The organism is Microbulbifer maximicatervae (SeqCode), from assembly GCF_052468155.1.
This window is the reverse complement of the sequence record NZ_CP174335.1, coordinates 3,921,968-3,947,009: the sequence shown is the minus strand read 5'-3', so window position 1 is coordinate 3,947,009 and position 25,042 is coordinate 3,921,968. Positions and strand designations below refer to the sequence as shown.

Sequence of the window (25,042 nt, the reverse complement as noted above, 5' to 3'; positions counted from 1 at the left end):
AGTGCGGTACTGATCTAGTACGCGTGTGAAACGTCTGAAAGTGGTGAATCGAGTGGGTTTCAGCCTCAATTGAGAGGGTGAACAGGTTGATCTGGATCAATAATTACTTTGCCTCCCAATTTCTCTCTTAGGTCGTCGACGGCATCGGGTGTAGCCACAAGGGTGACGTTGCTTTTGCGCAAAGTAACGTCCTTAACATCGGGGCAATTTGAAGCTTCCTTCACCAGCTCCTCTAGCTCCAGAGTGCTAGCTGATACCTTACGATTGGGTACGGCTACATATTGCTCAAACTTCTTCATTTTCTTCTCATTGTGACTGCGCCATCCAAAATAGTTCAGGGTCGAACTCACCCCCAGGAAAAGGGGCGGGAAGCCCCTTTTTTTTGCATTTTCAGTGCAGATAAGCCTGTTGCTGAAAGGCTGAGTTGGGTTGCGGCATTGCCTGATAGGGCAGTGGCTGCCCGATGCCACTCAAATTCTGGAGGGGTTGCTGAGGTGGTTGCGGGAAAGCCTGGAATTGCACCGGTTGGCTCAGTGGTACAAAAGCCTGCGGGGGAACCGATCCATACTGCTCCGGAGCCACAGGTGCCAGTTGATTTACCGGTTGGCCGATGTAGGTCTGAGGAACGAGGTGTGGCGTGAATTGCGGTGCGGCCTGGTAGGGCAGCAGGTGGTTGAGGCGCGCCAAGTTGTTAAGGAGTTGACCTTGTTGAGGCACACCAATGTAGTTGCCAAGAGCAGGTGCGGCACGACTAATCAAGTCACCGAGGAGACCTTGCGGTGGCAGTTGCGGAGCGGCTTGATAGGGTAAGAGCTGCCCTAGTTGGGCGGCTGCATTGATTAGCTGTGCCTGAGGGTTATTGATGTAATTGGCCAAAACAGGGGCCGCGCGGTTTATCAATTCGCTGAGATAGTTCTGGGGGGCAAACTGATGAGCGAACTGAGGTGGAATTTGTGGAGCAAGCTGCTGAGGAATGTGGGGCGCTAACTGTTGTGGAAGCTGTGGTGCGGCCTGGAAGGGCAGTGCTTGGCCCAATCCGCCGAGTGCATTGATCAATTGACCTTGTGGTCCACCGACAATGCCACCAACTACCGGAGCTGCACGGCTAATAAACTCTCCCAGCAATCCTTGTGGTGCTAACTGTTGAAGCGGTAGGTATGGCTGGGGGGGAGTGATTCCGACGACCGGATTAATCGGAGGTACGGCATAGTTTTGTGGTTGTCCAAAGATCCCTTGAGCATATGCATATGGTTGGTACATGAACGTACTCCTCGAGTAGACCAATGACGATAGGGGGCTATCGCCCAGGTTATTTCATGGTTTACGGGTGAGAATTTTGGAGCTTGATAGAGCCCCGTTTTTAGGATCAGCCTGCTGATAATAAATCAGTAATGAGCTTTCGAGTTGTTGCATCTTGCGACGGACACTCAGCCGGCTGATCTGAGTATAGAGAAGCTTTTCAGAAGCACAGGGAAAGTTTGAAAAAAAATGGAGTGGGAAACAAAAAGGTAATGGGGGCGCAATTGTAGTCACTATTTTTCTTTAAATTTTGTAATTTTCCCAAAAGGATTATTTTTTAAAAAATAAAGTCTTACTCGGGATATGCTACTTAAATGAGCGGTTAATATTCTTGTGGCGTGCAGGGTGCTGCTCCCTTGTGTTGGTGTTAGGGCTCGGGAAAAATCCCCTCGGGTGCCCGGTGAAAAATAGCGGCACTTGTAGAAATATCCGCAAATAGCGAACTGGAATTTAAAGGTAACTGTTTATATCGATGTCTTGGAAAAGCAGCTTAGCGAGCTTTTCAGTTCGCTTTTATGTAAAGGTCTACTTACTCAGGACATCAAAAAACGGTATCTAGTAGCTTTTCAATGTAATTTACTATTGCCTCGCGCCGTATGTCCTTCTTGGTTTTTTCTGCTCCAAACTCTTGCATCCTCTGTGGAGAGCTTTGCATTTTTTTATACGTGTGCTCTCAAAACTAAAAGTACTTGATAGTCGTTGAAGATACGTAAATACAAGAAAGTGGATAGAAATAATATCGGTATTTTTTTGGCGACCACAGTTTGCCGTATTCGTGAAGAGAATTCAGAGAGTGGCTAGATTGGTGGAAAGTGTTCGACCCCAGGGAGAACAAGGGATTGGTTGTTAGCTGGCAGACTAAATGGATGTGTCGGAGATTGGGGTAATTACTAGCAACCGTAAAGCTTGAATCTCCAGTGTAGAAAGAGGCGCTTGGAGCCGGGGAGGTCCAGCTATAATGCGGATTAGACTGCCGTTGAGGACAATTTAAAGATCGGTTGTGTCGGAAAAATGACCTATGATGACATTCGCGCCAAAAATTACTTGATCTTTGAAAAATGGATGAGTAGTATTCGCGGCCTCGGTGAGTAGCGCAGCCTGGTAGCGCACTTCGTTCGGGACGAAGGGGTCGGAGGTTCGAATCCTCTCTCACCGACCAGATTTTCAAAGCCCGCTTTTAGCGGGCTTTTTTGTGCCTGAACTCTTTAGCTTGAGCTGACAATAAGCCGTTCAGATTACCCCTCACTTTCCCCCAGTGCATCGCACCAGGAACAGTACAAGCAACTCCTACATGTTTACCTTGCCGGGCTTAATGCGGAAGCGCATTACAAAAGTTAAAAGCGATGGGGACAAATAAAGAATTAGCTTCAGAAGTACCGAAGAGGCACGAGGCTTTGAGCATGGCTGGCTTAGCTATTTACACCGATAAGCAACTAAGAGATAGCACCCTCAAGGCAGCTGTGTAATTGCCCATGTAAGCCTTTAAAGTAAAAGCGCTACCAGGAATGAAATTATAAACACGAAAAAGCCCGCTAAAAGCGGGCTTTTTCTTTTTGTATGGTCGGTGAGAGAGGATTCGAACCTCCGACCCCTTCGTCCCGAACGAAGTGCGCTACCAGGCTGCGCTACTCACCGTTTTTTGTTTCGCAACATTTGCGAAGGGGCGGCACTATAGCAGCAATTTTTCTGCTGTAAACCACTGATTTAATTTTTTATTTGTCGAATCAGTCCCTCTTGGCAGGTAGACGCTACCAGCGTCCCGTCGCGAGTGAAAATCTGGCCGCGGGTAAAGCCTCTGGCGCCGGTTGCCGAAGGGCTATCCGTTACATAGAGAAGCCATTGATCCAGGCGGAAATCGCGGTGGAACCACATCGCGTGGTCAACGCTCGCGGGCATCAATTGGGGGTCGAATAAGGATATGTCGTGCGGCTGTAGGGAGGTACCCAGGAGTCCCATATCGGATGCATAGCAAAGTGCTGCTCGGTGCTCCATCGGGTCGTCCGACATCTCGCCCTCTGCCCGCAGCCAGAACATGCATTTGGCTTCGCGAGTTTCAGCGCCAAAGTAACTTTGTGGGTCGACCGGGCGAAAATCGATCATATAGCGCCGCTGATCGTACTGCGGGCTAACCAATCCAGCTTCCAGGGCCAGCTCTTGGGTGTTTTTCAGGCTCTCAGGAGAGGGAATCTCGACACAAGGCAGGTCGGTCTGGTGGTCAAATCCGGGTTCCCGAATCTGGAAGGAGGCGGACATATTGAAGATCGCGCGCCCGCGCTGCTTGGCGACTACACGGCGAGTGGTAAAGCTGCCGCCATCGCGTATTGGGTCTACTTCGTAAATTACCGGCAGTTCACTTGAACCTGGGCGGAGGAAGTAGGCGTGCAGGGAGTGGGGTAGGCGATGCTCAACGGTACGAGTTGCTGCCATCAGTGCCTGGCCTAAAACTTGCCCACCAAAAAGCACTTTACGATAATTTTCAACATGATGACGGCTGCGGAAGAGGTTTCGATCCAGCTCTTCAACATCCAATAATTTACCTAATTTTTCCAACATAAGGGATTTTGCCCGTTACCTATTCCACTTTACACAGTTTGCAGATGGGGAGCTTTGCGCTCTTAATCAAAAGGATAATAACAGCAAATCTCTTTAACCCCATTCATATTTTGAACGTTTGCCCCATTTTGGTCACAGGTGTCACCTCTTCTAGCTATATAGCTCTTTGACTTACAGAAGCTACCGATTTTCTCAGTCAAATTGAAACCCTGTGCTATTGACTATTGCGACTTGTCGAATTCTTACTTATTTATGTGGTATAAAGCGCCAATAGTTGTTGGGACAGTTGGGCTAATTCGCTTGCAGATATCCGACAAAGATTGAATAAGAGAAGTAGGAGATACCACAGGTGCCACACAGTAATATTGATATCCGTCCACCACTGAATTTCGGCAAAGTTGTCAGTCGGCACCGTACTGCAAAGGCTGTAGCTGGGGGTGTTGGCTCTGCTGCTTATTATGGGGTGTGGGGTGCGCAGACGGCTACAGGAGCCACATTAACCGGCCTGGCTACCGGTGCGGCGGTCGCGACTTCTGCGACGGGTATTGGCTTGATCGTTGCGGGAACAGCGCTATCTGTTGGTTATGCTGGCTTGGCGGCCCGATCCGCTTACAAGACCAATAACCACCTAAATGCCCTGAAAAAGATCTATGAAAACAGGAAGTCGTATAGCTGTCCGTGCAAGGGATCAGTTGCCCATGACTATGTTTCTGGCCAGGTGCTCCCTTATATCATCGAGCAGAAAAGCAAGAAGTTGCATCGCAAGATGGTTGAGGCCACTCCAGGTGTTGCCTCAATCGAATATGCGCGAAAGGCAGTAAAAAACCTGTACAAGCGTTCACAGGGTACGCTCGGTAAAAAACGTACCTTTGCTGCAGAGTGGTTGGCGCAGCATTTGATTTCTCATGATTGTGAATTAGCGAATGCGATTGTTGCAGAGCTCTACTCAGAGGAGGAAATGCTCTGGATACGCACGCAGGACAACGATGTAGTCGCGCCTCTGTTGGAGCTAAAGCTGAAGTCCGTTTAATAGTGGCTTCTTGTGTTCTGGTGTAGTTCTTGATTTCATTCGGAAGTATTAGGGTAATGGACTACCCCGCAATCACTCAATCGTCGAATTTTCTGTGTTATGTGCAATGCTTGGGCTCGCCAAGCGTCACCACATGCTAAAATAAAAGGTCTGCTCTCAGCTTAAAATTGGCTCATTTTGGGTAAATTTTGAGCAAAATGGCCTAATATTTTTAATATTAGGCAGTCTAATTCCCCGATTTACTTTTCCAACCGACTTGAATTGCCTATCATTCATGAATGAATAGTCAATTTCAGTCCCCATTTTTACGGGCAAAGAAGGTCGGAAGTATGGATAAGGCAAAAGAGAAGGTTCAGCGGTTCCGCGCGCGGGAGCAGCGTATCCTGGATGCGGCTCTGGAGCTTCTGTTGGAGCACGGTGAAGAGAAAGTCACGGTCGAACAGATTGCCGAGCGTGTGGATATCGGTAAGGGCACGATTTACAAGCACTTCATTTCCAAGACAGAAATCTACATGCGTTTGCTGATGGATTATGAAAAATCCCTCGCTGAACGTCTCAAGACCGCTGTAGCCTTGGCCGAGCAAGGTGATATCACCGCTCCAGCCCGCGCCTATTTTGAGTCTCGTATGGCCGATCCTGGCAAAGATAGACTCTTCCAGCGTCTGGAGGAGAAGATTATCGCGTTGAACCTGGCTCCAGAAATGATTGCGGAGCTCCACAATATTCGTAATTCCAATGCCACCTCTCTCAATCGGGTCTTTGAGCGCCGTATGGAGCAGGGCATGCTGAAGAACGTTCCTGCATACTTCTATTACTCAACATACTGGGCGCTTGTGCAAGGGGCGGTAGAGCTTTATCACTCCAAGTCTTTTGCCAATGTAATAGAGGACAGGGAAGGTTTGATGGAGTTTATTATGGATGTGGGTGTGCATATCGGTGATATGTCCTCTCGCAAAACGCCAGAGGGAAGCCAGACAAGCCATCACAGCGATTCTGCGGGGTCCGCCCTTGGCTGAGCCCCTGTTCCAGCAGCTGCAAAAATTACAGGCTGAATTTCATGGGCATCCACCTGTAGAAAGGTGGAACCCAGAGCTTTGTGGGGACATGGATATGGTCATCAAATCTGATGGCCGTTGGATCCACGAGGGAACAGAGATTCGTCGTCACCCTCTTGTGAAACTGTTTGCCAGCATTTTGAAGCGTGAGGGGGATGAATACTTCCTTGTCACCCCTGTCGAAAAGCTGCGAATCACAGTGGAGGATGTTCCATTTGTGATCACACAGGTGGCCCGCAACCCCGGAAGTACTCATCAACAGCTACTTTTCACCACAAATGTGGGTGACGTTGTTGAGCTGTCGGAAGAGGGGCAGTGGCAACTGAGAGACTTTGGTGCTCCGCCGCAGCCAATCCCCTACCTGGAGATTCGAGGGGGGTTACAGGCTCGCGTTTCCCGTGATGTTTTTTACCAGTTGGTAGACTGGGCACTTGAAGGGGGTCGCGATACCGATAAGCTTTTTGTGCAAAGTGACGGAAAAGATTTCCTGCTGGGTTCTTGCAATTAGATAGCTCCCGGTTCCTGCTGGCGGATTCCTCGCGCCTCAGCGCTGATTTGTAGCTGGGGCTTTAATTCATAGCCTTGCTCTTTACTGTTCGAGTTTAGAAAGTATTTGCTTGACTCTATAGCATCTAACTTTACTCTTTCGACGAACTTTCCTTATTAAAATCTTTAGCATCAAACTATTTAGTGGATGCCACTATCGCTCCTGTATTTTGATTACCACTATGGAACTTATACTTGATTGTGCCGGTGCTTGCTTGAATCCGGAAAATAGCCCGGGAATATACATATCTATACTATTTATCTATGGTGTTGGTGTATTTCATTTCTATTAAAAAAATAGTGTTTGAAATCTTATGGAAATATAAGTGTATTTGTTCTGAAAGAAATAAAATATTAATTCGATAATTTACGGAAATATCTAAATAAGTAACAAATCCGCAACAGTGCATTTCTAAACTTCCCTCCGTCCAAATCGCTACGGCGAAACAAAAAATATAGTTTTTATTTGCTTGGTTGCTGCCATTTATTTTTTTAAAAATGGCGGAGTTGAAGCAATTAAAGTTTTGGATTGAAATTCCTATAGGGGGAAACATGAAGCGAGTACAGAATAAGCTCTTACTGGCAGCTGCGATTGCTGCGCTATTAGCTGGTTGTGACGGTGGTGGTGTGAGTATCGAGCCAGAAACAGTAGATAACTCGGTGGACAACTCGGTAGATAATTCAGTGACAAATCCTGGCGGAGGTTCCGCTGATGAAAATCCATGTGCCACTATAGAAAGTTCAAGTGTACAAGGTGAATTTAGCGGTGGTAACTGCTATTACACAACTGATTTTGTTTCTGCTGCAAACCCATTAACTGAAGATTTATATCTCACTGCGCTGGATAGCAATGGAGCTCATGTCTTTAGCGGCAGTTTGTTTGTTGGAGAAAGTTACTCGAGCGATTCTGACCTGGCAGCAGCTGGTATTTCTGAGGGTGGTGACGGCGTAAAACTGGAAATTGAGGCGGGCGCCACTATCGCTTTTAAAGATAATTCAGCATTTATGGTTGTAAACCGTGGATCGCAAGTCTTTGCTCGCGGTACAGAAACATCTCCCATCACTTTTACGTCAGAAACTGATGTTCTTGGCACTGTAGGTCCGGAGGATGTTTCACAGTGGGGTGGAATGGTTATTAATGGCTTTGGTGTAACGAACAAATGCCAATATACAGGTTCTATTGGTGGTGGTGATCTGACTCTTGATGGCGAGTGTCACGTAGCTGCTGAAGGATCCACTGATGACAATACTTCCTACTACGGCGGTGACAACAATGCCGATAACTCGGGAGAGCTTTTGTACGTTGTTGTCAAACACACTGGCGCAGAAGTTGCTAGTGGTGATGAGTTGAACGGAATTGCTTTTGATGCTGTAGGTAATGGCACAACGATCCGTAACCTTCAAACATACTCAACTTACGATGACGGTATCGAGTTCTTCGGTGGCGCTGTAGATGTCGAAAATTATGTTGCACTCTACGTTCGCGATGACTCCATTGATATTGATGAAGGTTATCGTGGAAGTATTACCAATGCTTTGGTGATTCAAAGTGAGACTGACGGCAATCACTGTATAGAGGCCGATGGCATCGGTTCATATAGTGATGGAGCTGATTATTCCACCTTGATCAGCCAGGGTCTCAACAGTCGACCAGTAATTGACGGGCTGACCTGTATTGTTTCCGCTCAAGAAGAGGGTACTCATGACCCCGGTGCAGGCTGGCGCCTGCGTGAGGGTATTTATCCAATGATCACTAATTCTATAGTTGTGGCCTCCTTCTTTGCTGATGAGACTGGCGTGGCCGGCGATAACTACTGCCTGCGTATTGAGAGTTCTCAAACTCGCGGCGAAGCATCTGCTGGGACTGAGGTGGCTCTGACTTCCAACATTTTCGCCTGTGAAGATCGCACTAAAACCGATGAAGACAGCTTCAATGTTGAGACTTGGGCTGTGGATAGCGGTAACCAATTTGCCACTATCTCCGGTGAAGTTAATCCAACCTCTAATGCCGATACTGACTTTGTTTTGCTCGGCGGTTCCCCTGCAATGTTCACAGTTGATGCATCTGCTCAAGTGATCGATGGCGTTGCACCTACGGTTTCTGCCGAACTGGGTCGTGCCTATTTGGGTGCGCTTGAGCAGGATGGTACCGATTGGACTCAGGGTTGGACTTACGGTCTTCACCAGGGTGATCGCGCTCAACCTCTCTGGTTTGAGTAATAGATCGAGGTAGCGGTTGGGGATGCTAATCCCAATCAATTAAGGCGCCGCCTTCGCTGATGGAGTCGGCGCCTTATTTGATTTAAGACCGTGATTCTTAGGAATGAAAAGAGGCCTGAGAGATGGTTAAGTGCGAAAGATTTCAAAGGGCGCCGCTTGTTTTGGCGGTAGCTGCGGGCTCCACATTTGCAGCTGGAGTGTATGCACAGGATGCTGAACTGGTTGATAGTGCCACTCCTGGGATTGAAGAGGTTGTAGTCCAGGGGCGGCTGAAGGACTCTGCTGAAGTCCTAATCAGCGAGCGCCTGGAGGAGGAGGTAGTTACGGATATCCTCGGGGCTGAGATGATCAGCAGGGTGGGGGACTCTACCGTAGCCGCAGCGCTGCGACGAGTATCCGGATTATCCCTGGTAAGTGACAAGTTCGTTTACGTAAGGGGCTTGGGTGAGCGATATTCAAGTACAACTCTCAATGGTTCGACGGTGCCATCCCCGGATCTGACCAGAAATGTCATCCCACTAGATCTATTCCCGACCTCTATCGTGGAATCGCTAGCGGTACAGAAGAGCTACTCAGTTGATAAGTCTGCCTCGTTTGGAGGTGGTAATGTCGATATCCGCACCAAAGGGATACCTGATGATCTGACTTACGCTATTGAAGTTGGTACGGGCACCAATAGTGAAGTCAATGGTGATGTGCTCAGCTACAGCGGTGGAGATGATGATATTTGGGGTGCTGATGATGGTACCAGGGCGATGCCGGGTGAGATATCTGCGGCACTGCAACGCTTCAAGGGTAATATTTCAGTTGCGGATATCCGTGATACCTTGATTGCTGAGGGGAATGAGTATTCAAGTAACCAGGAGGCGGAAAAGGCGGCTCAAGCGCTAAATAGGGAACTCGCCCTAAGCTTGAATCGTGATATTTCTATTAAAGAGGAATCTAGCGATCCTGACCAAGACTACAAGGCTAGTGTAGGGAATCGCTTCTACTACGGGGACGATTGGGAGTTCGGTTTCCTGGCTGGAGCCTCCTACAAGAGTAAGTGGAGGGAGAGTGAGCGCACTATTCGTGACTACGGTAACCCACAGGAGCAGGTTGACCGTCGAACCGAGTCTACTTACTCCGTAGATATCAGTGGAAATTTAAACCTAGGTATACGTTTTGCGGACGAGCATTCGGTTGAGAGTATCAGTTTGTATTTGAGGAATACGGACGATGAGACTTCAATCAGGGATTACTTTGACTCAAATCGTCTATTGTCTGATGGCGCTGGATCGAGAAATTATGACCTGAAGTATGAAGAGCGGGAGCTGGTGCTTCATCAAATAAAGGGAAGTCACTCTCTTGGTCCAGAAACAAAAGGCCTGCTGTCCGTCAGCTCCCTAAGTTGGGTGCCTGAGGATTTGGTGGTTGACTGGTTCTACTCCGATTCAACGGCGATGACAGATATCCCCAATCAGGTTGAGGTGATTGCTAACACCGAAACTGACCCTGAAACCGGAGAGGTTATTAACTCAACGGTGGATATTGCTTCGCGGAGTGCGAGTTTTCGATTTACCGAGCTGGAGGATGAGGTCCGAAACTACGGTTGGTCCGCAACATTGCCCGTTGAGTTTTCCTCGTCTTCGTTGGAGTTGAGTGGTGGGTTTGCTCGAATTGAGAAGGGGCGCTCCTATAAGCAAACTGAATTTGGATTGGATATCTTCAGTGTGGCTGACCCCTCAATACTTGATGACCCTTTGAGTGATGTGTTTAGCGATACCAATATCACTAACGATGAAAATAACTTTGTTTTTGCCAAGTCTGGCAGTAACAAGCAAAGTTATTTGGCCGCTACTTCGACAGATGCGATCTACGGTAAATTCGATTGGACCCTTGAGGAAACCTGGCGTATTTCAGCTGGGGCCCGATGGGAGGACTATAGTCAAGCTGCTTTAGAGTGGAACCCCTATAGTTTCTCACAAAGTGAACCACAGATTACGAATGACCCCGAGGAGTTGGCTGAAGCGGTATATACGGATGATGATATTTATCCTTCATTATCCTTGACCTATATGGGGTCATTTTGGGCGGAGACATTCCAGTTGAGGTTCGGTGCATCCAAGACCGCTGTTCGGCCCGACTTACGTGAAATTACCGACGCTATTTATATAGATCCGCACACTGATGATCAGATCAGGGGGAATTCGAGTGTTCGGCCGTCGGAGATCGACAACTACGATATTCGTGCAGAGTGGTTTTTTGATAGCGGGGATAGCCTGACTATTTCGGCTTTCTATAAGGATATTGTTAATCCTATTGAGTTTTTTGAAGCTGCCTCAAGTGATGACAATGTTGCGCGAGAGATTATAAATGCTGAGTCTGGTGAGATTACCGGTATAGAAATAGAGGGTATGAAAAGCCTTGGCTTTATCTCTGACCCAATGGATAGCTTCTTCCTGCAGGGCAATATTACGCTTCAAGACTCGGAAATTGTTGCCGGTGATGAGGCTGATGCACCGACTAATGCAGTCCGCGAAATGACAGGGGCATCTGATTATGTGGTTAATATGCTGCTCGGCTTTGATAGCCCGGACGGGAACCATTCCGCCAGCTTGGTTTACAACGTATTTGGTGAGCGCCTTTACAAAGCGGGGCGAGATCCTCATCCCGATTCATTTGAGCAGCCATTCCACTCTCTGGATTTGACTTACTTCTGGTATCCAACTGATGAGGTGACGGTGAAGGCGAAAGTGCAGAACCTATTGGGTGAAGTCATTGAAATTGAGAGACAGGGTGTCACCGTTTTTGAAGAGGAGGTTGGGCAGACTTTCGCATTGAGCGCGCAGTATAAGTTCTAAAGATCAGTGAGGGTAGGCGCGCATTGGTGTGTCTACCCATTTTAGTATTCTTGAGCAGATTTGCTGCTGTCTAACGTCTAGGTTTCTATGTGACATGTTAAAGCGATGAGGTGGCCCATCGTAAATTGCTATCTTCGCATGGCTTTTGATATGGATATAATATCGCTACCAGGGGCATCTCAATGAAGAGCAGTTGATTCACTTCATAGTATATAGCCGCTCTTTGCTAATCCTGAGTATCAGGCGGTACACTTCTACTGCTTGGCGTTTTTTTAAATACACTATAGGTTTTAGGGAGAGGGTTTATTCATGGATTTTAAAAATATTGATAGAGCTAAGCGGGTAGCTATAGGCTTCTTTTTGTTGTTGAGTGCTGTTTCAAATGCTTGGGCCATTGGTGATGGTGGGACAAGAAAGTTAGAGTCGGTCCGTTTAGTGGGTGATGATCAGATCGCTTTTGAGGCGTATTCAGATGACTTTCTCAATCCAGATGGTTGCGAAAGGTCTGATAGAATAGTAATACAGGCTGATGCGGTTGATGCAGATCAAAAGTTAAGTGTTGCTATGACTGCACTAGTTGCTGACAAAAGAGTGGCCGTTTGGGTGAGTGGTTGTTCAAATACTGCCTGGGGTTATACGGTACCTACTTTACTCTCTTTAGGGATATTGCGAGATTAACTTTCTCACATAAAAAAATGGCGCCATCGGCGCCATTTTTTTATGAGTAGACCCAATTACATATTTGGATAATTGGGGCCGCCGGCACCTTCAGGGGTTACCCAGACAATATTTTGGGTTGGGTCCTTAATGTCACAGGTCTTACAGTGTACGCAGTTTTGAGCGTTGATCTGGAAGCGCTTACCGTTGGTGTCTTCAATAACCTCATAAACACCGGCAGGGCAGTAGCGCTGCGCGGGTTCATCGTAAATCGGCAGGTTGTGACTCAGCGGAACTTCTGGGTCCTTCAGGGTCAGGTGGCAAGGCTGGTCTTCTTCGTGGTTAGTATTGGAAATAAACACGGAAGATAGCTTGTCAAAACTGAGTACGCCGTCGGGCTTCGGATAGTCAATCTTAGCGCAGTCAGCAGCAGGCTTGAGTTGGGCGTGATCAGCCTTGGTGTCGCGCAGGGTCCAGGGAAGCTTGCCTTTAAAGATATTGATATCCACAAATGCATAGGCAGATCCCAGAATGTTGCCCCATTTGTGCTGGGCCGGGCCGAAGTTGCGCTGCATGTGCAGCTCTTTCCAGGCCCAGCTATCGCGATACTTGGTGGTGTAGTCGGTCAGCTCTTCGCTATTGCGCTCAGCGGCGAGGGCTTCAACTACAGACTCAGCCGCGATCATGCCGGATTTCATCGCGGTGTGATTGCCCTTGATCTTGGCAAAGTTCAGGGTGCCGGCGTTATCACCGATCAACAGGCCGCCAGGGAAGGTCATTTTCGGTTGAGATTGAAGGCCACCTTTTACTATGGCGCGGGCACCGTAGGCGACGCGCTCGCCACCTTCCAGGTACTGCTTGATTACCGGATGGTGTTTATAGCGCTGGAATTCGTCAAATGGACTCACATGGGGGTTGCTATAGGCGAGGTCAGTAATCAAGCCGACAACAACCTGGTTGTCTTCGAGGTGGTAAAGGAAGCCGCCACCGTGGGTGGAGCTTTGTTCCAGCGGCCAGCCAGCAGTGTGAACAACCAGGCCTTGCTGGTGTTTGTCCACAGGGACTTTCCAAATCTCTTTAATACCGATGCCGTAGTGTTGTGGGTCGGCATCTTCGTCTAGCTTAAAGCGTTCGATCAGCTGCTTGCCCAGGTGACCGCGACAACCTTCAGCGAAGAGAGTGTATTTGGCATGCAGCTCCATGCCCGGCATGTAAGAGTCTTTTTGCTCTCCGTTCATGCCGATGCCCATATCGCCAGTAGCGATACCTTTTACAGAGCCATCTTCGTTGTACAAAATTTCAGCAGCGGCGAACCCAGGGAAGATTTCCACTCCCAGGCTTTCGGCTTGTTCTGCCAGCCAACGGCACAGGTTGCCGAGACTGATAATGTAGTTGCCCTCGTTGTGCATGGTGCTGGGCACAAACATGTTGGGGACTTTTATAGAGTTCTCTTCGCTGCGCAGGACGTAGATGTCGTCGCCTTTTACCTCAGTATTGAGGGGGGCTCCACGTTCTTTCCAGTCGGGGAAGAGTTCATTAAGGGCGGTGGGCTCAAATACAGCACCGGATAGGATGTGAGCTCCTACTTCTGAGCCTTTCTCCACGACACATACAGAGACGTCTTCATTGAGCTGACGAATACGACAGGCCGCGGCCAATCCAGCGGGGCCGGCACCCACGATCACTACATCGTATTCCATTGATTCGCGTTCCACGGCACTCTCCTCAGCAGTTGTATTCAACTTTTTTGCGGCCAATCCGGCCTTATCATTTATATTGCTGGCGGATTATATAGGCGTTTAATCAACCCTACCAATTGCATGACTATTCATTTGCTATGGCAAATGCGCTGTATTTCAACGGCTTACTGGGGGTGGATAGGTGGTTCTTATTCCCGGAAATAGATTTTGTGAATGGCAGGAGGGACTTCCATTTGACTATTGATTTTGCGCTATAGAACCGCCACCATACACGCCGTTCAAACACTTGTTTGACCAGAACACCGTATCCGTTCGCGACGTGAATTATCAGTCGCGGCTGTTAAAAAGCATATTTGAGACGGGATTTCCATGAAAGTTCTTGTAGCTGTGAAACGCGTTGTTGACTACAACGTCAAGGTTCGCCCCAAGGCGGACGGCTCTGACGTTGATACAGCCAACGTCAAAATGTCTATCAACCCCTTCTGCGAAATCGCAGTAGAAGAGGCGGTGCGCTTGAAGGAAAAAGGCGTTGTCAGCGAGATAGTCGCCGTTTCCATGGGCTCCAAGCAATGCCAAGAGCAAATCCGCACTGCACTGGCCCTGGGTGCCGACCGCGGTATCCTGGTTGAGACCGATGCTGAGCTGCAGCCTCTGGCAGTAGCCAAATGCCTGAAAGCGATTGTTGAGAAAGAAGAGCCTCAAATGGTAATTCTGGGCAAGCAGTCCATCGATGGCGATAACAACCAGACCGGCCAGATGCTGGGTGCTTTGACTGGCATGGGGCAGGGTACCTTCGCCTCTGAAGTTGCCGTAGAAGGCGACGCTGTTAAGGTAACTCGTGAAATTGACGGCGGCCTGCAGACTGTTGAACTGAAACTGCCTGCCATTGTTACTACTGACCTGCGCCTGAATGAGCCGCGTTACGCCTCCCTGCCTAATATCATGAAGGCAAAGCGTAAGCCTCTCGATACCACGACCCCGGATGAGCTGGGCGTTGATATTACTCCCCGCACCAAAACCCTGAAAGTTGAGCCGCCGGCTGAGCGTCAAGCAGGCATTAAGGTTGCTGACGTTGCTGAACTGGTAGAGAAACTGAAAAACGAGGCGAAGGTAATCTGATGAGCATTCTGGTTATTGCTGAACACGACAACGCCGAACTGAAGGGCGCTACGCTCAACACCATCGCTGCTGCCAAGGCTATTGGTGGTGATGTTGCTGTATTGGTTGCCGGATCTGGCTGCGGCCCTGTAGCGGAAGCTGCTGCTAAAGCTGAAGGCGTTTCCAAGGTACTGCTGGCAGATAATGCCGCTTACGAGCACCAGTTGGCTGAGAACGTTGCCAAGCTGGTAGCGGACTTGGGCAAAGATTACGGTCACATCCTGGCTCCAGCCACTACTACCGGCAAGAACATGCTGCCACGGGCTGCTGCGCTGCTGGATGTACAGCCGATTTCCGATATCGTTGCTGTTGAAAGTGCAGATACTTTCAAGCGCCCGATTTATGCGGGTAACGTCATTGCCACTGTACAGAGCTCCGATGCCATCAAGGTGATCTCTGTACGTACCACTGCCTTTGACGCCGTGGCGGCTGAAGGTGGAAGTGCAGCGGTTGAATCTGTAGATATCGCGGATGACGCTGGTGTTTCCTCTTTTGTCGGCGAAGAGCTGGCTGTATCCGATCGTCCTGAGCTGACCGCTGCGAGCGTAGTCATTTCTGGTGGCCGCGGCATGCAGAATGGCGAAAACTTCGAAATGCTGTACAAGCTGGCCGACAAACTGGGGGCTGCAGTTGGTGCCTCCCGTGCTGCTGTGGATGCAGGTTTCGTACCTAACGATATGCAGGTTGGTCAAACCGGTAAGATCGTTGCCCCTGACCTGTATATTGCCGTTGGTATCTCCGGCGCGATCCAGCATTTGGCAGGTATGAAAGACTCCAAAGTTATCGTAGCCATCAATAAAGACGAAGAAGCACCGATCTTCTCCGTTGCTGACTACGGTCTGGTAGCTGACCTGTTTGAAGCTGTACCAGAGCTTGAAACAAAGCTGTAATGTCCGATTGCTATACTAGCGGGCATTGAAAAAGGCGGCGTCATGCCGCCTTTTTTCGTTTTTTGGTGACAACCTGCGGAACTAGTGTGCAATTTAAGGGACGAAATGAGGGTTTGCGGCGTTTAACTTGAAAGAGCGTTGCCTTTCCCGGGCTGAGGCAAGAAAATAGGCGTCAAAAACCAATAACCTCAGAAAGTTGAACTTGTATGTGGGTATGTTCATGTCCCCTCTAGCGCGAGCCGTTGGCTCAATTGGCAATAAGTTTGCCCAGGGCGAGTCGAGCAAAGGTCTCTCCCGTGGCACTATGGCGGCGTCAGCTATTGGCCTGTTGTGGTTGTCTGGCAATTTGTTTGCCTATGGCTCCCTATTGGTCCCAAGCGATCCTCAGGAATCCCTGCTCGCGGAGCGTAAAAGCCCGAGAGGTGCTCCTCCCCCCAGCGCTGCCAGTCTTCCCAGCACGCCGTTCTTTGGACGTGCTGAACCTAAAAAGGCTACAGAAGTCCCTGAAGTCGACCTCGAAAATATTCCTCTGACCCAGCTGAATATTGTTTTATCCGGTGTTTTTGACAGCTCCAATAAAACCAAAGCCAGTGCTCTGGTGTCGGAGAAAGGTAAACCCTCCAAGCGTTTGTATGTCGGTGATCGGCTTCCAGGTGGCGCCGAACTTTATTCTGTTGAGGTTGACCATGTGGTTCTTCGTCGTAATGGCAGGATGGAAAAACTGACATACCCAGAAGTGGACGGAAGGCCAAACGTACCATTGAGAGGCGTCAGCAGTTCCAGACAGAGAACGTCAAGTTCCAGCTCCTCCAGAAGAACTGCTCAAAGAGATGAGAACCAGCAGAACATTCGGGAGAGAATGGAACAGCTGCGTGAATTGGCCCGCGAGCGTCGTGCTCAGCGTGAGCCTAAATAAAAACTATCTACCTAGATTGTTTTGATTTTTTGAACATTTACTAGAGCCAGATAAATAATGATGAAGATGTTTTATCGACGGCTGCTTGCGGTCGGATTGAGTTTTTTTGTTTGTACTGCAACGCTGGCTCAGGGCCCGGAGCGGGTTACCCTTTCTCTCGACAATGCAGACATTCGTGATCTGATCAATTGGGCTGCTGATTTCACTGGCAAAAATATTATTGTCCACCCGAATGTTAAGGGTAAGGTCACCGTAGTTGCCGGTGACCCAATGACACACAATGAAGCCTTTGATGTATTTATGTCGGTGCTTCAAGTCAATGGCTTTAGTTTGGTGGAACAGGGCGGAACCTGGAAAGTGGTTCCCGATGCGCTAGCCAAGCAGCAGGCGATACCTGTCGCCGATGAGACCACTCGAGCTTCCCGCGGAATCCCTGGTTGTTCGCACGGTAAGGGTTGAGAATATTTCCGCTTCACAGCTGATTGCTATGTTGCGCCCGCTGATTCCGCAAACTGGGCACTTGGCTGCCTATGCTGATACCAACACTCTGATTATTGCTGACCGCGCTGCGAATATTGACCAGATTATTCGCCTGGTGAAGCAACTTGACCGCGCCGGCGCTATTGATATTGAAGTGGTGCCGTTGATGTTTGCTTCTGCGAAGGAAGTAAAGCAAGTTCTTACCGATCTACTTCAATCGAGTGGAGGCAAAGCGGGTAAGGAAGTGCAACCACTGCGTATTTCTGTTGATGAACGTTCCAATAGTATTCTCCTGACCGGAGACCCTGTTACCCGCCAGCAGATTAAGACGGTAATAGGCCGTCTTGATGCACCGCTGGATGGCGAAGGCAACACCGCAGTTGTTTATATCCAGTATGCCAATGCAGCAGATCTGAAGCCTATCCTCGAGGGTATGAGCGGTAGTATCCAGAACACAGAGAAAGACCAGCAAGCGGCGAATATTGAAGTCAGCATTCAAGTTAACGAGTCGCTCAATGCACTCGTATTAACTGCTCCTCCCGCTCTCCTTGAAACTATGAAAGGTGTTATTGCCAGGTTGGACGTGCGCAGAGCGCAGGTTTTGATTGAGGCAATTATTGTAGAGGTAGTTGAAGGTACAGGTAGCGAACTGGGTATTAGTTGGATTGCTGGTTCCGGCAGTAATGCTGTTGCCGGTTGGAATAACCAGTTAGGTACGGATTCCGATGGGGAACCCAACCCATTTTCACTTCCTGTGACTGATTTGGTGGGAGCTGGCGCATTGCACCTGGGCTACCTCAGTGGCGGTGATATCCGTGCTGCGATTAATGCTGTAGCGTCAGAGAGCAACACCAATATTCTTTCTACACCAACAATTATGGCTTTGGATAATGAAGAAGCTGAGATTTTGGTGGGCCAGAACGTACCTTTTATTACCGGTGAACAGTTGCTGTCTGGTAGTAACGATGATCCGTTTACCACCATCCAGCGTGAGGATGTGGGTACCACTCTTAAAGTGATTCCCCGTGTGAATAACAACAATTCGGTAACTCTCGAGATCGAGCAAAAGGTTGAAAACGTTTTGTCTTCTGCTACGGCTGCAGCGGAAGGTGCGTCCGATATCGTTACCAGCAAGCGTGAGATCCGCACAAAAGTATTGATCGATGATGGCGCGATCCTGGTACTGGGTGGTTTGATGGAGGATCAGGTGAATGAAACCGTGTCCAAAGTGCCTCTCCTCGGTGATATTCCCGGCATTGGTCGCCTGTTCAGAAACACTGAGAAGAGTGTTAGCAAAACTAATCTGATGGTGTTCCTGCGTCCCAGAATCCTCAGCAGTCAGGTTGCTGGCTATGAGGAGACGCGCAAGCGCTACATGGATATGCAGCAGAAGCAAATATTCCTGAAAGACCGCACCAGCCTGATCTGGGATTGGCACCGCGGTGATGTACTACCTGACCTGATGCCGCCAACAGGCACCTACAACGAGAGCCCTGCGCCAGTAGATGGTTCTATAGATGGTGCTGCCATTGAATCAGTCGAAGAAGACGTGGATGTTGAGGTTGAGGTGTTGGAGGTAGAAGAAGCTAAATGACGGCTGAAACAGGAACAGGGACTCCAACAATTCGCCGCCTTCCTTACGCTTTCGCAAAGCGTCACAAGGTTCTGTTAACCGAGCAGGAAGGCAAACCCCTCTGCCAATATGTGGCGCCGCTGAGTCCATCAGCGGTTGCCGAAGTACAGCGCATCAGTGGTGCGGCTGTATCTTTGGAGGCTGTAGAGGAAGATGTTTTCCAGGGTGCTTTGCAGCGTCTGTATGAAAACAGGGAGGGTGGCAACCTCTCCGAAGTCGAGGGCCTGGGTGAAGACCTGGATCTTGCAGCGGTCGCCGATTCGCTGCCTGAGACTGAGGACTTGTTGGAACAGGAAGACGATGCACCTATCGTCAAATTGATCAACGCAATTTTTGCCGAGTCGCTCAAGCAGGGCGCCTCGGATATTCATATTGAAACCTTTGAGAAGCGCCTCGTCGTGCGCTTCCGGGTCGATGGTGTACTTCGTGAAGTACTGCAACCCCGGCGAGCTCTGGCTCCATTACTGGTATCCCGTATTAAAGTAATGGCAAAACTGGATATCGCCGAGAAACGCGTGCCTCAAGATGGCCGGATCTCCCTTTTGATGGCTGGCCGAGAGGTAGATGTACGTGTCTCCACCATGCCGTCATCGGCGGGTGAGCGGGTGGTAATGCGTTTGCTGGATAAGCAAGCGGGCAAAATGGACCTGAGTAAGCTGGGGATGGCAGATCGCGACTTGCGCGTGATGACAGACCTGTTGGGACACCCCCACGGCATTATCCTGGTGACCGGACCAACGGGCTCCGGTAAAACCACCACCTTGTATGCTGGCCTCGGTAGTATCAATAACCGTGAGAAGAACATTCTGACGGTCGAGGACCCGGTGGAATACAACCTGGAAGGGGTTGGGCAGACTCAGGTAAATACCAAAGCTGATATGACTTTCGCCCGGGGGCTTCGCGCGATCCTGCGTCAGGACCCGGATGTAGTGATGGTCGGTGAGATTCGAGACCTGGAGACTATGCAGATTGCAATCCAGGCGAGTTTGACCGGACACTTGGTACTTTCAACCTTGCACACCAATACCGCTTTGGGTTCGGTAACCCGTCTGGTGGATATGGGAATTGAGCCTTTCCTTCTATCGTCCAGCGTGATTGGTGTTCTTGCCCAGCGCCTGGTGCGAGTTCTGTGTCCTGAATGCAAGCAGCCTCATGTGGCTGACAGCAGCGAGCGTGAGGTTTTGGGCGTCGGGCCTGATGAGGAAGCGATCATCTATCGACCTAATGGCTGTGAAGAGTGTAATCACAGTGGCTATGTCGGTCGTATCGGTATCTATGAATTGGTGCCGCTCAACGAAGTGATGCGCCAATTGATCCACGATCGCGCTTCAGAGAGCAAGTTGGTTGCGGAAGCCCGCAAGCTTGGCCCCAGCATCCGTGACGATGGCGTAGAGAAAGTACTAGCGGGTAGGACCTCCCTTGAGGAAGTACTACGAGTTACGCAGGAGTCCTGATTGTGGCAGCTTTTGAGTATACAGCGCTGGCAGCATCCGGCCGCAAGAGTCGCGGTACGCTCGAGGCGGATAGCGCGCGCGCTGCGCGGCAGCAACTGCGCGCGAAAGGCATGGTGCCCCTGGAAGTCAGTGCAGCTACCGAGAAAGAAGAGAAGGGCGGCGCCAGCTTTCTATCTGGTAGCCCTGGGCTGAGTGTTAAAAACCTGGCCCTGCTAACTCGGCAGATGTCCACTTTGCTTCGAGCGGGTATTCCCCTGGAAGAAACCCTTGGGGCCATTGCCAACCAGACTCGCAACCAAAAAATCAAACGCGTGGTATTGGCTGTTCGGGGCAAAATTCTTGAGGGGCACAGCTTTGCCTTGGCCCTGAGTAGTTTCCCTCGGGCATTTCCCAAACTCTATCGCGCTACGGTTGAAGCAGGGGAGCACTCTGGTCATTTGGATGCGGTGCTGGATCGCCTCGGTGACTACACGGAAGGGCAGCAGCAATTTCGGCAGAAGGTGCAGCTGGCTCTGATCTACCCAGTTGTTTTGGTATTTATCTGTGTATTGGTTGTAACCGGTTTGATGGTGTACGTGGTACCTGATGTTATCGAGGTATTTACCGGCACCGGGCAGGTTTTGCCGCTGGCTACCCGCATCCTGGTCTCCATGAGCGATTTTATTTCTGCCTGGGGCTGGCTGGTGCCGCCGGCACTTGGGGCGCTTATTTTTGGCGCTGTGATGATGCTGCGGCGCCCGGCAATTCGATATCGTTTCCACCACCGTTTGCTGGAGCTGCCAATTATTGGCTGGATGATGCGAGGGACACAGAGTGCTCGCTATGTAGGGACCTTGGCGATTCTTACGGGCAGCAGTGTGCCGCTGGTTCAAGCCATGGGTATTGCCGGTGGAGTAATGACCAATACCTTCCTTAAAGACCGACTCGATGCGGCTCAAAAGAGCGTGCGCGAGGGCGGGAGCCTTCGTAAAGCCCTGGAAGATGTAGGCTATTTCCCACCGATGATGATCTATATGATCGCAAGTGGTGAGTCTTCGGGCACTCTCGATGAAATGCTTCAGCGTGCGGCGGATTCGCAAGAGCAGGATTTGCAGGGTGCGGTAACTGCCTTTGTGAGCATCTTTGAACCTCTGATGCTGCTGATAATGGCTGCCATCGTGTTGTTCATCGTTATGGCTATTATGATGCCGATTCTGAGCATGAACGAATTGGTTGTTTAATGCTCAAATTAGATGTAGGTCGAAGAGAAATTGCGTAGCTGCTTCAGGAGGTTGGTATGAAATCCTTGCGCAACAGCGCCGGCTTTACACTGCTAGAGGCGTCGAAGATTCTTGTTGGGCTGGGAGCGGCAGTTTTGCTGGGCATGTTGCTGCTTTAGGCTGGGGAATCGTGTAATTTACTGATTTGGTGACTTTTAAATAATTGGGGTCACGAAGGGTATCGTGACCCTTGGGGTTCCCAGAATTAGAGTGAACTAGGAGAGAAAAATGAAAACCCTACGTAAAAGTGGTGGCTTTACCCTGATTGAAATTATGGTGGTGATCGTAATTCTCGGGGTGCTTGGTGCACTGGTTGTACCTAATGTTCTTGGCAAGACCGGCGAAGCTCGAATGAAAGCGGCCAGGGTTGACCTGAAAGCTATCGAGACTGCACTAGACCTTTACCGCATGGATAACTTTGTCTACCCCAGCTCTGATCAGGGCCTGATGGCACTGGTATCCCGCCCATCCGGCTTCCCCGAAGCGAAGAACTGGACTGAGCCCTACCTGAAGAAAGCGCCAAAAGATCCCTGGGGCTATGAATATCAGTACATCAGCCCAGGCAGTGCCGGTGCCTACGACCTATTCACCCTCGGTGCCGATGGCAAAGCGGGCGGTGAGGGCGAAGCTGCTGATATCTACGTTACTGACCTGTAACACCTGAAATTTGCACTTGATGTATAGCATCGGTCGAAGCCGTGGCTTTACGCTGATCGAACTGTTGGTAGTGATTGTCATCATCGCCTCTCTGGCTGGCATGGCGACTCTATCGATGGGGAATTCCGGCGGGCGCGTGTGGCAAAAAGAAGCCCAGCGCTTGTCGGCCCTTTTGCAGTTGGTTGCGGATCGAGCCCTGATTGACAAAATGCATTACGGCGTTGTTTTTGAACAGGGCACTTATAGCGTGGTGCATTTTGAGCAAGAAACAATGACCTGGTTGCCGATAGATTCGGTTGCGTCGGGGAGGCGTGCTGCGCGTTTTGCCACCCATGAATTGCCGGAAATTGTTCGCCTTGAAGTGATAACTGAGGCGGAGCTGCCGTCGACAGAATCCACGGAATTTGCAGAAGAGACCAATGAAGATCGAGTCGTTCCGCAATTTGTTGCTCTCTCCAGTGGAGAGGTACTTCCCGTGGAAGTTGCCATGTACCTTGTCGAAAATGGCAACGATGTTCGAGGTGCAACTATTTCTTACACCAGCCTGAACGGATTGCAGCTAGAGTGGCAGGCCGATGAATTTTAAGAGAGCCCAGCGCGGTTTTACATTGGTAGAAGTCTTGATAGCCCTGGTTATTTTTGGGGTTATTGCCGCCAGTGTTCTGAAGGCAATGCAGCGCAGTGTTGGCCAGCAGCGGGTGATGGAGGATCGCCTCTCGGCAAACTGGGTTGCCCAACAAGTGCTCTCCCAAGTCCGTGTGCAAACTCCTTGGCCTCCTTTAGGGGAACAAACAGATCAGGTGGTCCTGGGGCAAAGGGAGTGGGAGGTTAGTGCCCGAGTGGAGGCCACCAGTAATGAGCGCTTGCGCCATATCATTATTGAAGTAGGCCACCTGGATGCTGAGTACCCAACTCTGACCCTGGATGCTTGGGCTGCGGAGGAGTAACTGATATGTCTTTGCGCCTTTCCAGCCAGTCGGGCTTTACCCTCATTGAAGTCCTCATAGTTTTAGTTCTTGTCGCCATTATCAGTGTCGGTTCCTTTTCACTGTTGGGACTCTTTTTTGACACCGAAGAGATGGTGGACCAGAGGGCCGAGCAGCTACGTCGCTTTTCTATGGCGATGTACCGTATTGACAATGATTTTCGCCAGGTAACTGCCCGCGCTGTTAAGAATGCCTACAGCGGTTATGAGCATGCGTTACGTGGTGATGAAGACGAGTTGGAATTTACACGCCTTGGTGCGGCAAATCTCACCGGGGAACCTCGGGGCGAGCTATTGCGTTTGAGTTATAGCATCGGATACGCCGAGGATCTTGAGATCGACTCCCTGACCACCGGCACTGGCCGGGAGGGCGAGGACGATATAGGTGGGTTATTACTGCGCAGTCGCTGGCAGGTCTTGGATCGGTCTCCCGATTCTGCGCCCATCGCCGAGCCTCTGCTAATGGGAGTCGAAAGTTTAAGCCTTCAATACCTGGACCCAGACACTGATGCCTGGGTTGCCCAGTGGCCACCGATCAGCTCGGACGGTTCCCAAACAGAAGCGGATATACGGCTTCCGCAAGCTATTGAATTTGTTATTGTCACTCGGCAGTACGGGGAGGTCCGTCGTGTCTTCCAGATACTGGCAGCGGAAGACAGTTCCTCTGCTGACGACGATGATGATGACGGGCGTTAGGCGATGAAAGGTAGAAAAATGCCGAGGTCGCTGGCTCGTCAAAAAGGGGTGGCTCTGATTGTTGTACTGCTGGTGATGGTGATTGCCATCGCGGCGGTATCCCACGCTATCTTGCGCGATCAGATTGCGATTTCCCGCAGCGGTGCACTGTTGGCCAACACACAGTTGGCAGAGTTTGTTGAAGCGGCTGAGGCCTGGACACGGGTAGCGCTGTTGGAGGATTTCGAGGAAGACCAGGAAGAGGAGGAAACCGCAGACCATGCCTTGGAGGCCTGGGCATTCCCAGTTCTGCAGTTCAATCCTGATAATGGCAAAATTCGCATGAATATCAAAGACTTACATTCATGTTTTAACGTGAATAATTTGTCTGATAGCAGCGATAGTGATCAATTCGAGATCTTCCAGCGCCTGGTGAATAATGTTACCGGCAAGTCTGACCTGGCCAAGTCAATTGCAGATTGGGTGGACGATGGCGATACCCCGCGAACCTCGGGGACAGAGGATGACGGCTACCTGGGAAGGGAACTTGCCCACAGAACACCGGACATGATGATCACTGATATTACTGAGTTGTCATCGGTAGTAGATATGGAATTAGAGGACTGGGAGAAACTTGTGCCTTTCCTTTGTGCCCTCCCGGAGACAGGAACCCTGGTGAATATCAACACGGCTTCTGAGGAGTTAATCGAGGCGATTGAGCCTTCCGCAAGTGTTTCCAAGTTGGTGCAACTTCGCGAGTCGGGCGGTTATATCAGTGACTCGAGTGAATATGCAGATTATGAAATCGCTAACTCGGGGCCTTTTACTTTTCAAAGCCAGCACTTTCTGGCGCGAATTGCTGTCCAACTCGGAAGCGATGGCGAATACAGGCAGTATTGGGAGTCCGCCCTGGTTCGGAATAGTACAGATGGCAAGGTTCGGGTGCGCCAGCGCCAGCGCCGGGCCTTTTCTGGTCAAATGATGCAGGAGTTGCTCGAGTACGAAAGCACTGAAGAGAGCGAATAGTTAGAA

22 protein-coding genes and 2 tRNA genes are annotated in these 25,042 nt (G+C 50.0%); 19 read left to right on the top strand and 5 right to left on the bottom strand.

Annotated elements, in window-relative coordinates; translation table 11 throughout:
- Positions 1-65: 65 nt before the first annotated feature.
- Positions 66-299, bottom strand: a complete 234-nt coding sequence (locus ACJJIY_RS16810) for a hypothetical protein (protein ID WP_445358423.1) — start codon at positions 297-299, stop codon at positions 66-68.
- A 91-nt stretch (positions 300-390) separates the two neighbouring features.
- Positions 391-1,260, bottom strand: coding sequence for a hypothetical protein (locus ACJJIY_RS16805; protein WP_445358422.1), 870 nt, complete (start codon positions 1,258-1,260; stop codon positions 391-393).
- 1,121 nt (positions 1,261-2,381) lie between these two features.
- Between ACJJIY_RS16805 and ACJJIY_RS16800 the strand changes: the two genes are divergently transcribed.
- A tRNA-Pro gene (locus ACJJIY_RS16800) sits at positions 2,382-2,458 on the top strand.
- A 399-nt stretch (positions 2,459-2,857) separates the two neighbouring features.
- On the opposite strand, the gene ACJJIY_RS16795 is transcribed toward ACJJIY_RS16800, so the two are convergent.
- Positions 2,858-2,934: transfer RNA gene (locus ACJJIY_RS16795), tRNA-Pro, on the bottom strand.
- 69 nt (positions 2,935-3,003) lie between these two features.
- Positions 3,004-3,852 carry an acyl-CoA thioesterase gene (locus ACJJIY_RS16790; RefSeq protein ID WP_445358421.1) on the bottom strand — a complete coding sequence of 283 codons (849 nt, stop codon included), beginning with the start codon at positions 3,850-3,852 and terminating at the stop codon, positions 3,004-3,006.
- A 349-nt stretch (positions 3,853-4,201) separates the two neighbouring features.
- On the opposite strand from ACJJIY_RS16790, the gene ACJJIY_RS16785 reads away from it, so the two are divergent.
- From ACJJIY_RS16785 to ACJJIY_RS16760, 6 genes are all read left to right on the top strand, one after another.
- Positions 4,202-4,882, top strand: a complete 681-nt coding sequence (locus ACJJIY_RS16785; protein WP_445358420.1) for a hypothetical protein — start codon at positions 4,202-4,204, stop codon at positions 4,880-4,882.
- A 329-nt stretch (positions 4,883-5,211) separates the two neighbouring features.
- Positions 5,212-5,898 carry a TetR/AcrR family transcriptional regulator gene (locus ACJJIY_RS16780; protein WP_282932697.1) on the top strand — a complete coding sequence of 229 codons (687 nt, stop codon included), beginning with the start codon at positions 5,212-5,214 and terminating at the stop codon, positions 5,896-5,898.
- Positions 5,891-6,445, top strand: a complete 555-nt coding sequence (locus tag ACJJIY_RS16775) for a DUF1285 domain-containing protein (protein WP_444912985.1) — start codon at positions 5,891-5,893, stop codon at positions 6,443-6,445. Before ACJJIY_RS16780 ends, ACJJIY_RS16775 begins: the two co-directional genes overlap by 8 nt.
- A 590-nt stretch (positions 6,446-7,035) precedes the next feature.
- Positions 7,036-8,703 (top strand): beta-helix domain-containing protein, encoded by a 1,668-nt coding sequence (locus ACJJIY_RS16770; RefSeq protein WP_445358419.1) that lies wholly within the window; start codon positions 7,036-7,038, stop codon positions 8,701-8,703.
- A gap of 122 nt (positions 8,704-8,825) precedes the next feature.
- Positions 8,826-11,546, top strand: a complete 2,721-nt coding sequence (locus ACJJIY_RS16765) for a TonB-dependent receptor domain-containing protein (RefSeq protein ID WP_445358418.1) — start codon at positions 8,826-8,828, stop codon at positions 11,544-11,546.
- 309 nt (positions 11,547-11,855) lie between these two features.
- On the top strand, positions 11,856-12,224 hold the full coding sequence (locus tag ACJJIY_RS16760; RefSeq protein WP_444897200.1) for a hypothetical protein: 369 nt from the start codon (positions 11,856-11,858) through the stop codon (positions 12,222-12,224).
- A gap of 56 nt (positions 12,225-12,280) precedes the next feature.
- Here ACJJIY_RS16760 and ACJJIY_RS16755 read toward each other — a convergent pair whose 3' ends face one another.
- Entirely contained in the window at positions 12,281-13,918 is a 1,638-nt protein-coding gene (locus ACJJIY_RS16755; RefSeq protein ID WP_445358417.1) for an electron transfer flavoprotein-ubiquinone oxidoreductase, read from the bottom strand.
- Positions 13,919-14,272: 354 nt separating this feature from the next.
- Between ACJJIY_RS16755 and ACJJIY_RS16750 the strand changes: the two genes are divergently transcribed.
- The 12 genes from ACJJIY_RS16750 (at position 14,273) to gspK (ending at position 25,036) form a co-directional block, all read left to right on the top strand.
- Positions 14,273-15,022, top strand: coding sequence for an electron transfer flavoprotein subunit beta/FixA family protein (locus tag ACJJIY_RS16750; protein WP_282932702.1), 750 nt, complete (start codon positions 14,273-14,275; stop codon positions 15,020-15,022).
- Positions 15,022-15,951, top strand: a complete 930-nt coding sequence (locus tag ACJJIY_RS16745; RefSeq protein ID WP_413665691.1) for an electron transfer flavoprotein subunit alpha/FixB family protein — start codon at positions 15,022-15,024, stop codon at positions 15,949-15,951. Before ACJJIY_RS16750 ends, ACJJIY_RS16745 begins: the two co-directional genes overlap by 1 nt.
- Before the next feature lie 220 nt (positions 15,952-16,171).
- Positions 16,172-16,867: a type II secretion system protein N gene (locus ACJJIY_RS16740; RefSeq protein ID WP_413665692.1), complete on the top strand. Its 696-nt coding sequence runs from the start codon at positions 16,172-16,174 to the stop codon at positions 16,865-16,867.
- 57 nt (positions 16,868-16,924) lie between these two features.
- Positions 16,925-17,326, top strand: a complete 402-nt coding sequence (locus ACJJIY_RS16735) for a hypothetical protein (protein ID WP_445358416.1) — start codon at positions 16,925-16,927, stop codon at positions 17,324-17,326.
- Complete coding sequence (gspD, locus tag ACJJIY_RS16730; protein WP_445358415.1) at positions 17,271-18,941, top strand: type II secretion system secretin GspD; 1,671 nt, start codon at positions 17,271-17,273, stop codon at positions 18,939-18,941. Before ACJJIY_RS16735 ends, gspD begins: the two co-directional genes overlap by 56 nt.
- The gene (gene gspE, locus ACJJIY_RS16725) at positions 18,938-20,434 is read left to right on the top strand and encodes a type II secretion system ATPase GspE (protein ID WP_444905344.1); all 1,497 of its coding nucleotides are present in this window, start codon (positions 18,938-18,940) and stop codon (positions 20,432-20,434) included. Before gspD ends, gspE begins: the two co-directional genes overlap by 4 nt.
- 2 nt (positions 20,435-20,436) lie before the next feature.
- Positions 20,437-21,654 (top strand): type II secretion system inner membrane protein GspF, encoded by a 1,218-nt coding sequence (gspF, locus tag ACJJIY_RS16720; protein ID WP_413665695.1) that lies wholly within the window; start codon positions 20,437-20,439, stop codon positions 21,652-21,654.
- A 267-nt stretch (positions 21,655-21,921) separates the two neighbouring features.
- On the top strand, positions 21,922-22,350 hold the full coding sequence (gene gspG / locus ACJJIY_RS16715; protein ID WP_282932708.1) for a type II secretion system major pseudopilin GspG: 429 nt from the start codon (positions 21,922-21,924) through the stop codon (positions 22,348-22,350).
- Between the two features lie 19 nt (positions 22,351-22,369).
- Entirely contained in the window at positions 22,370-22,936 is a 567-nt protein-coding gene (gene gspH, locus ACJJIY_RS16710) for a type II secretion system minor pseudopilin GspH (RefSeq protein ID WP_445358414.1), read from the top strand.
- Complete coding sequence (gene gspI, locus ACJJIY_RS16705; protein WP_444897205.1) at positions 22,926-23,297, top strand: type II secretion system minor pseudopilin GspI; 372 nt, start codon at positions 22,926-22,928, stop codon at positions 23,295-23,297. Before gspH ends, gspI begins: the two co-directional genes overlap by 11 nt.
- 5 nt (positions 23,298-23,302) lie before the next feature.
- Positions 23,303-24,031, top strand: a complete 729-nt coding sequence (locus tag ACJJIY_RS16700; protein WP_445358413.1) for a type II secretion system protein GspJ — start codon at positions 23,303-23,305, stop codon at positions 24,029-24,031.
- Positions 24,032-24,034: 3 nt separating this feature from the next.
- Positions 24,035-25,036: a type II secretion system minor pseudopilin GspK gene (gene gspK, locus ACJJIY_RS16695; RefSeq protein ID WP_444927724.1), complete on the top strand. Its 1,002-nt coding sequence runs from the start codon at positions 24,035-24,037 to the stop codon at positions 25,034-25,036.
- Positions 25,037-25,042 lie beyond the last annotated feature (6 nt).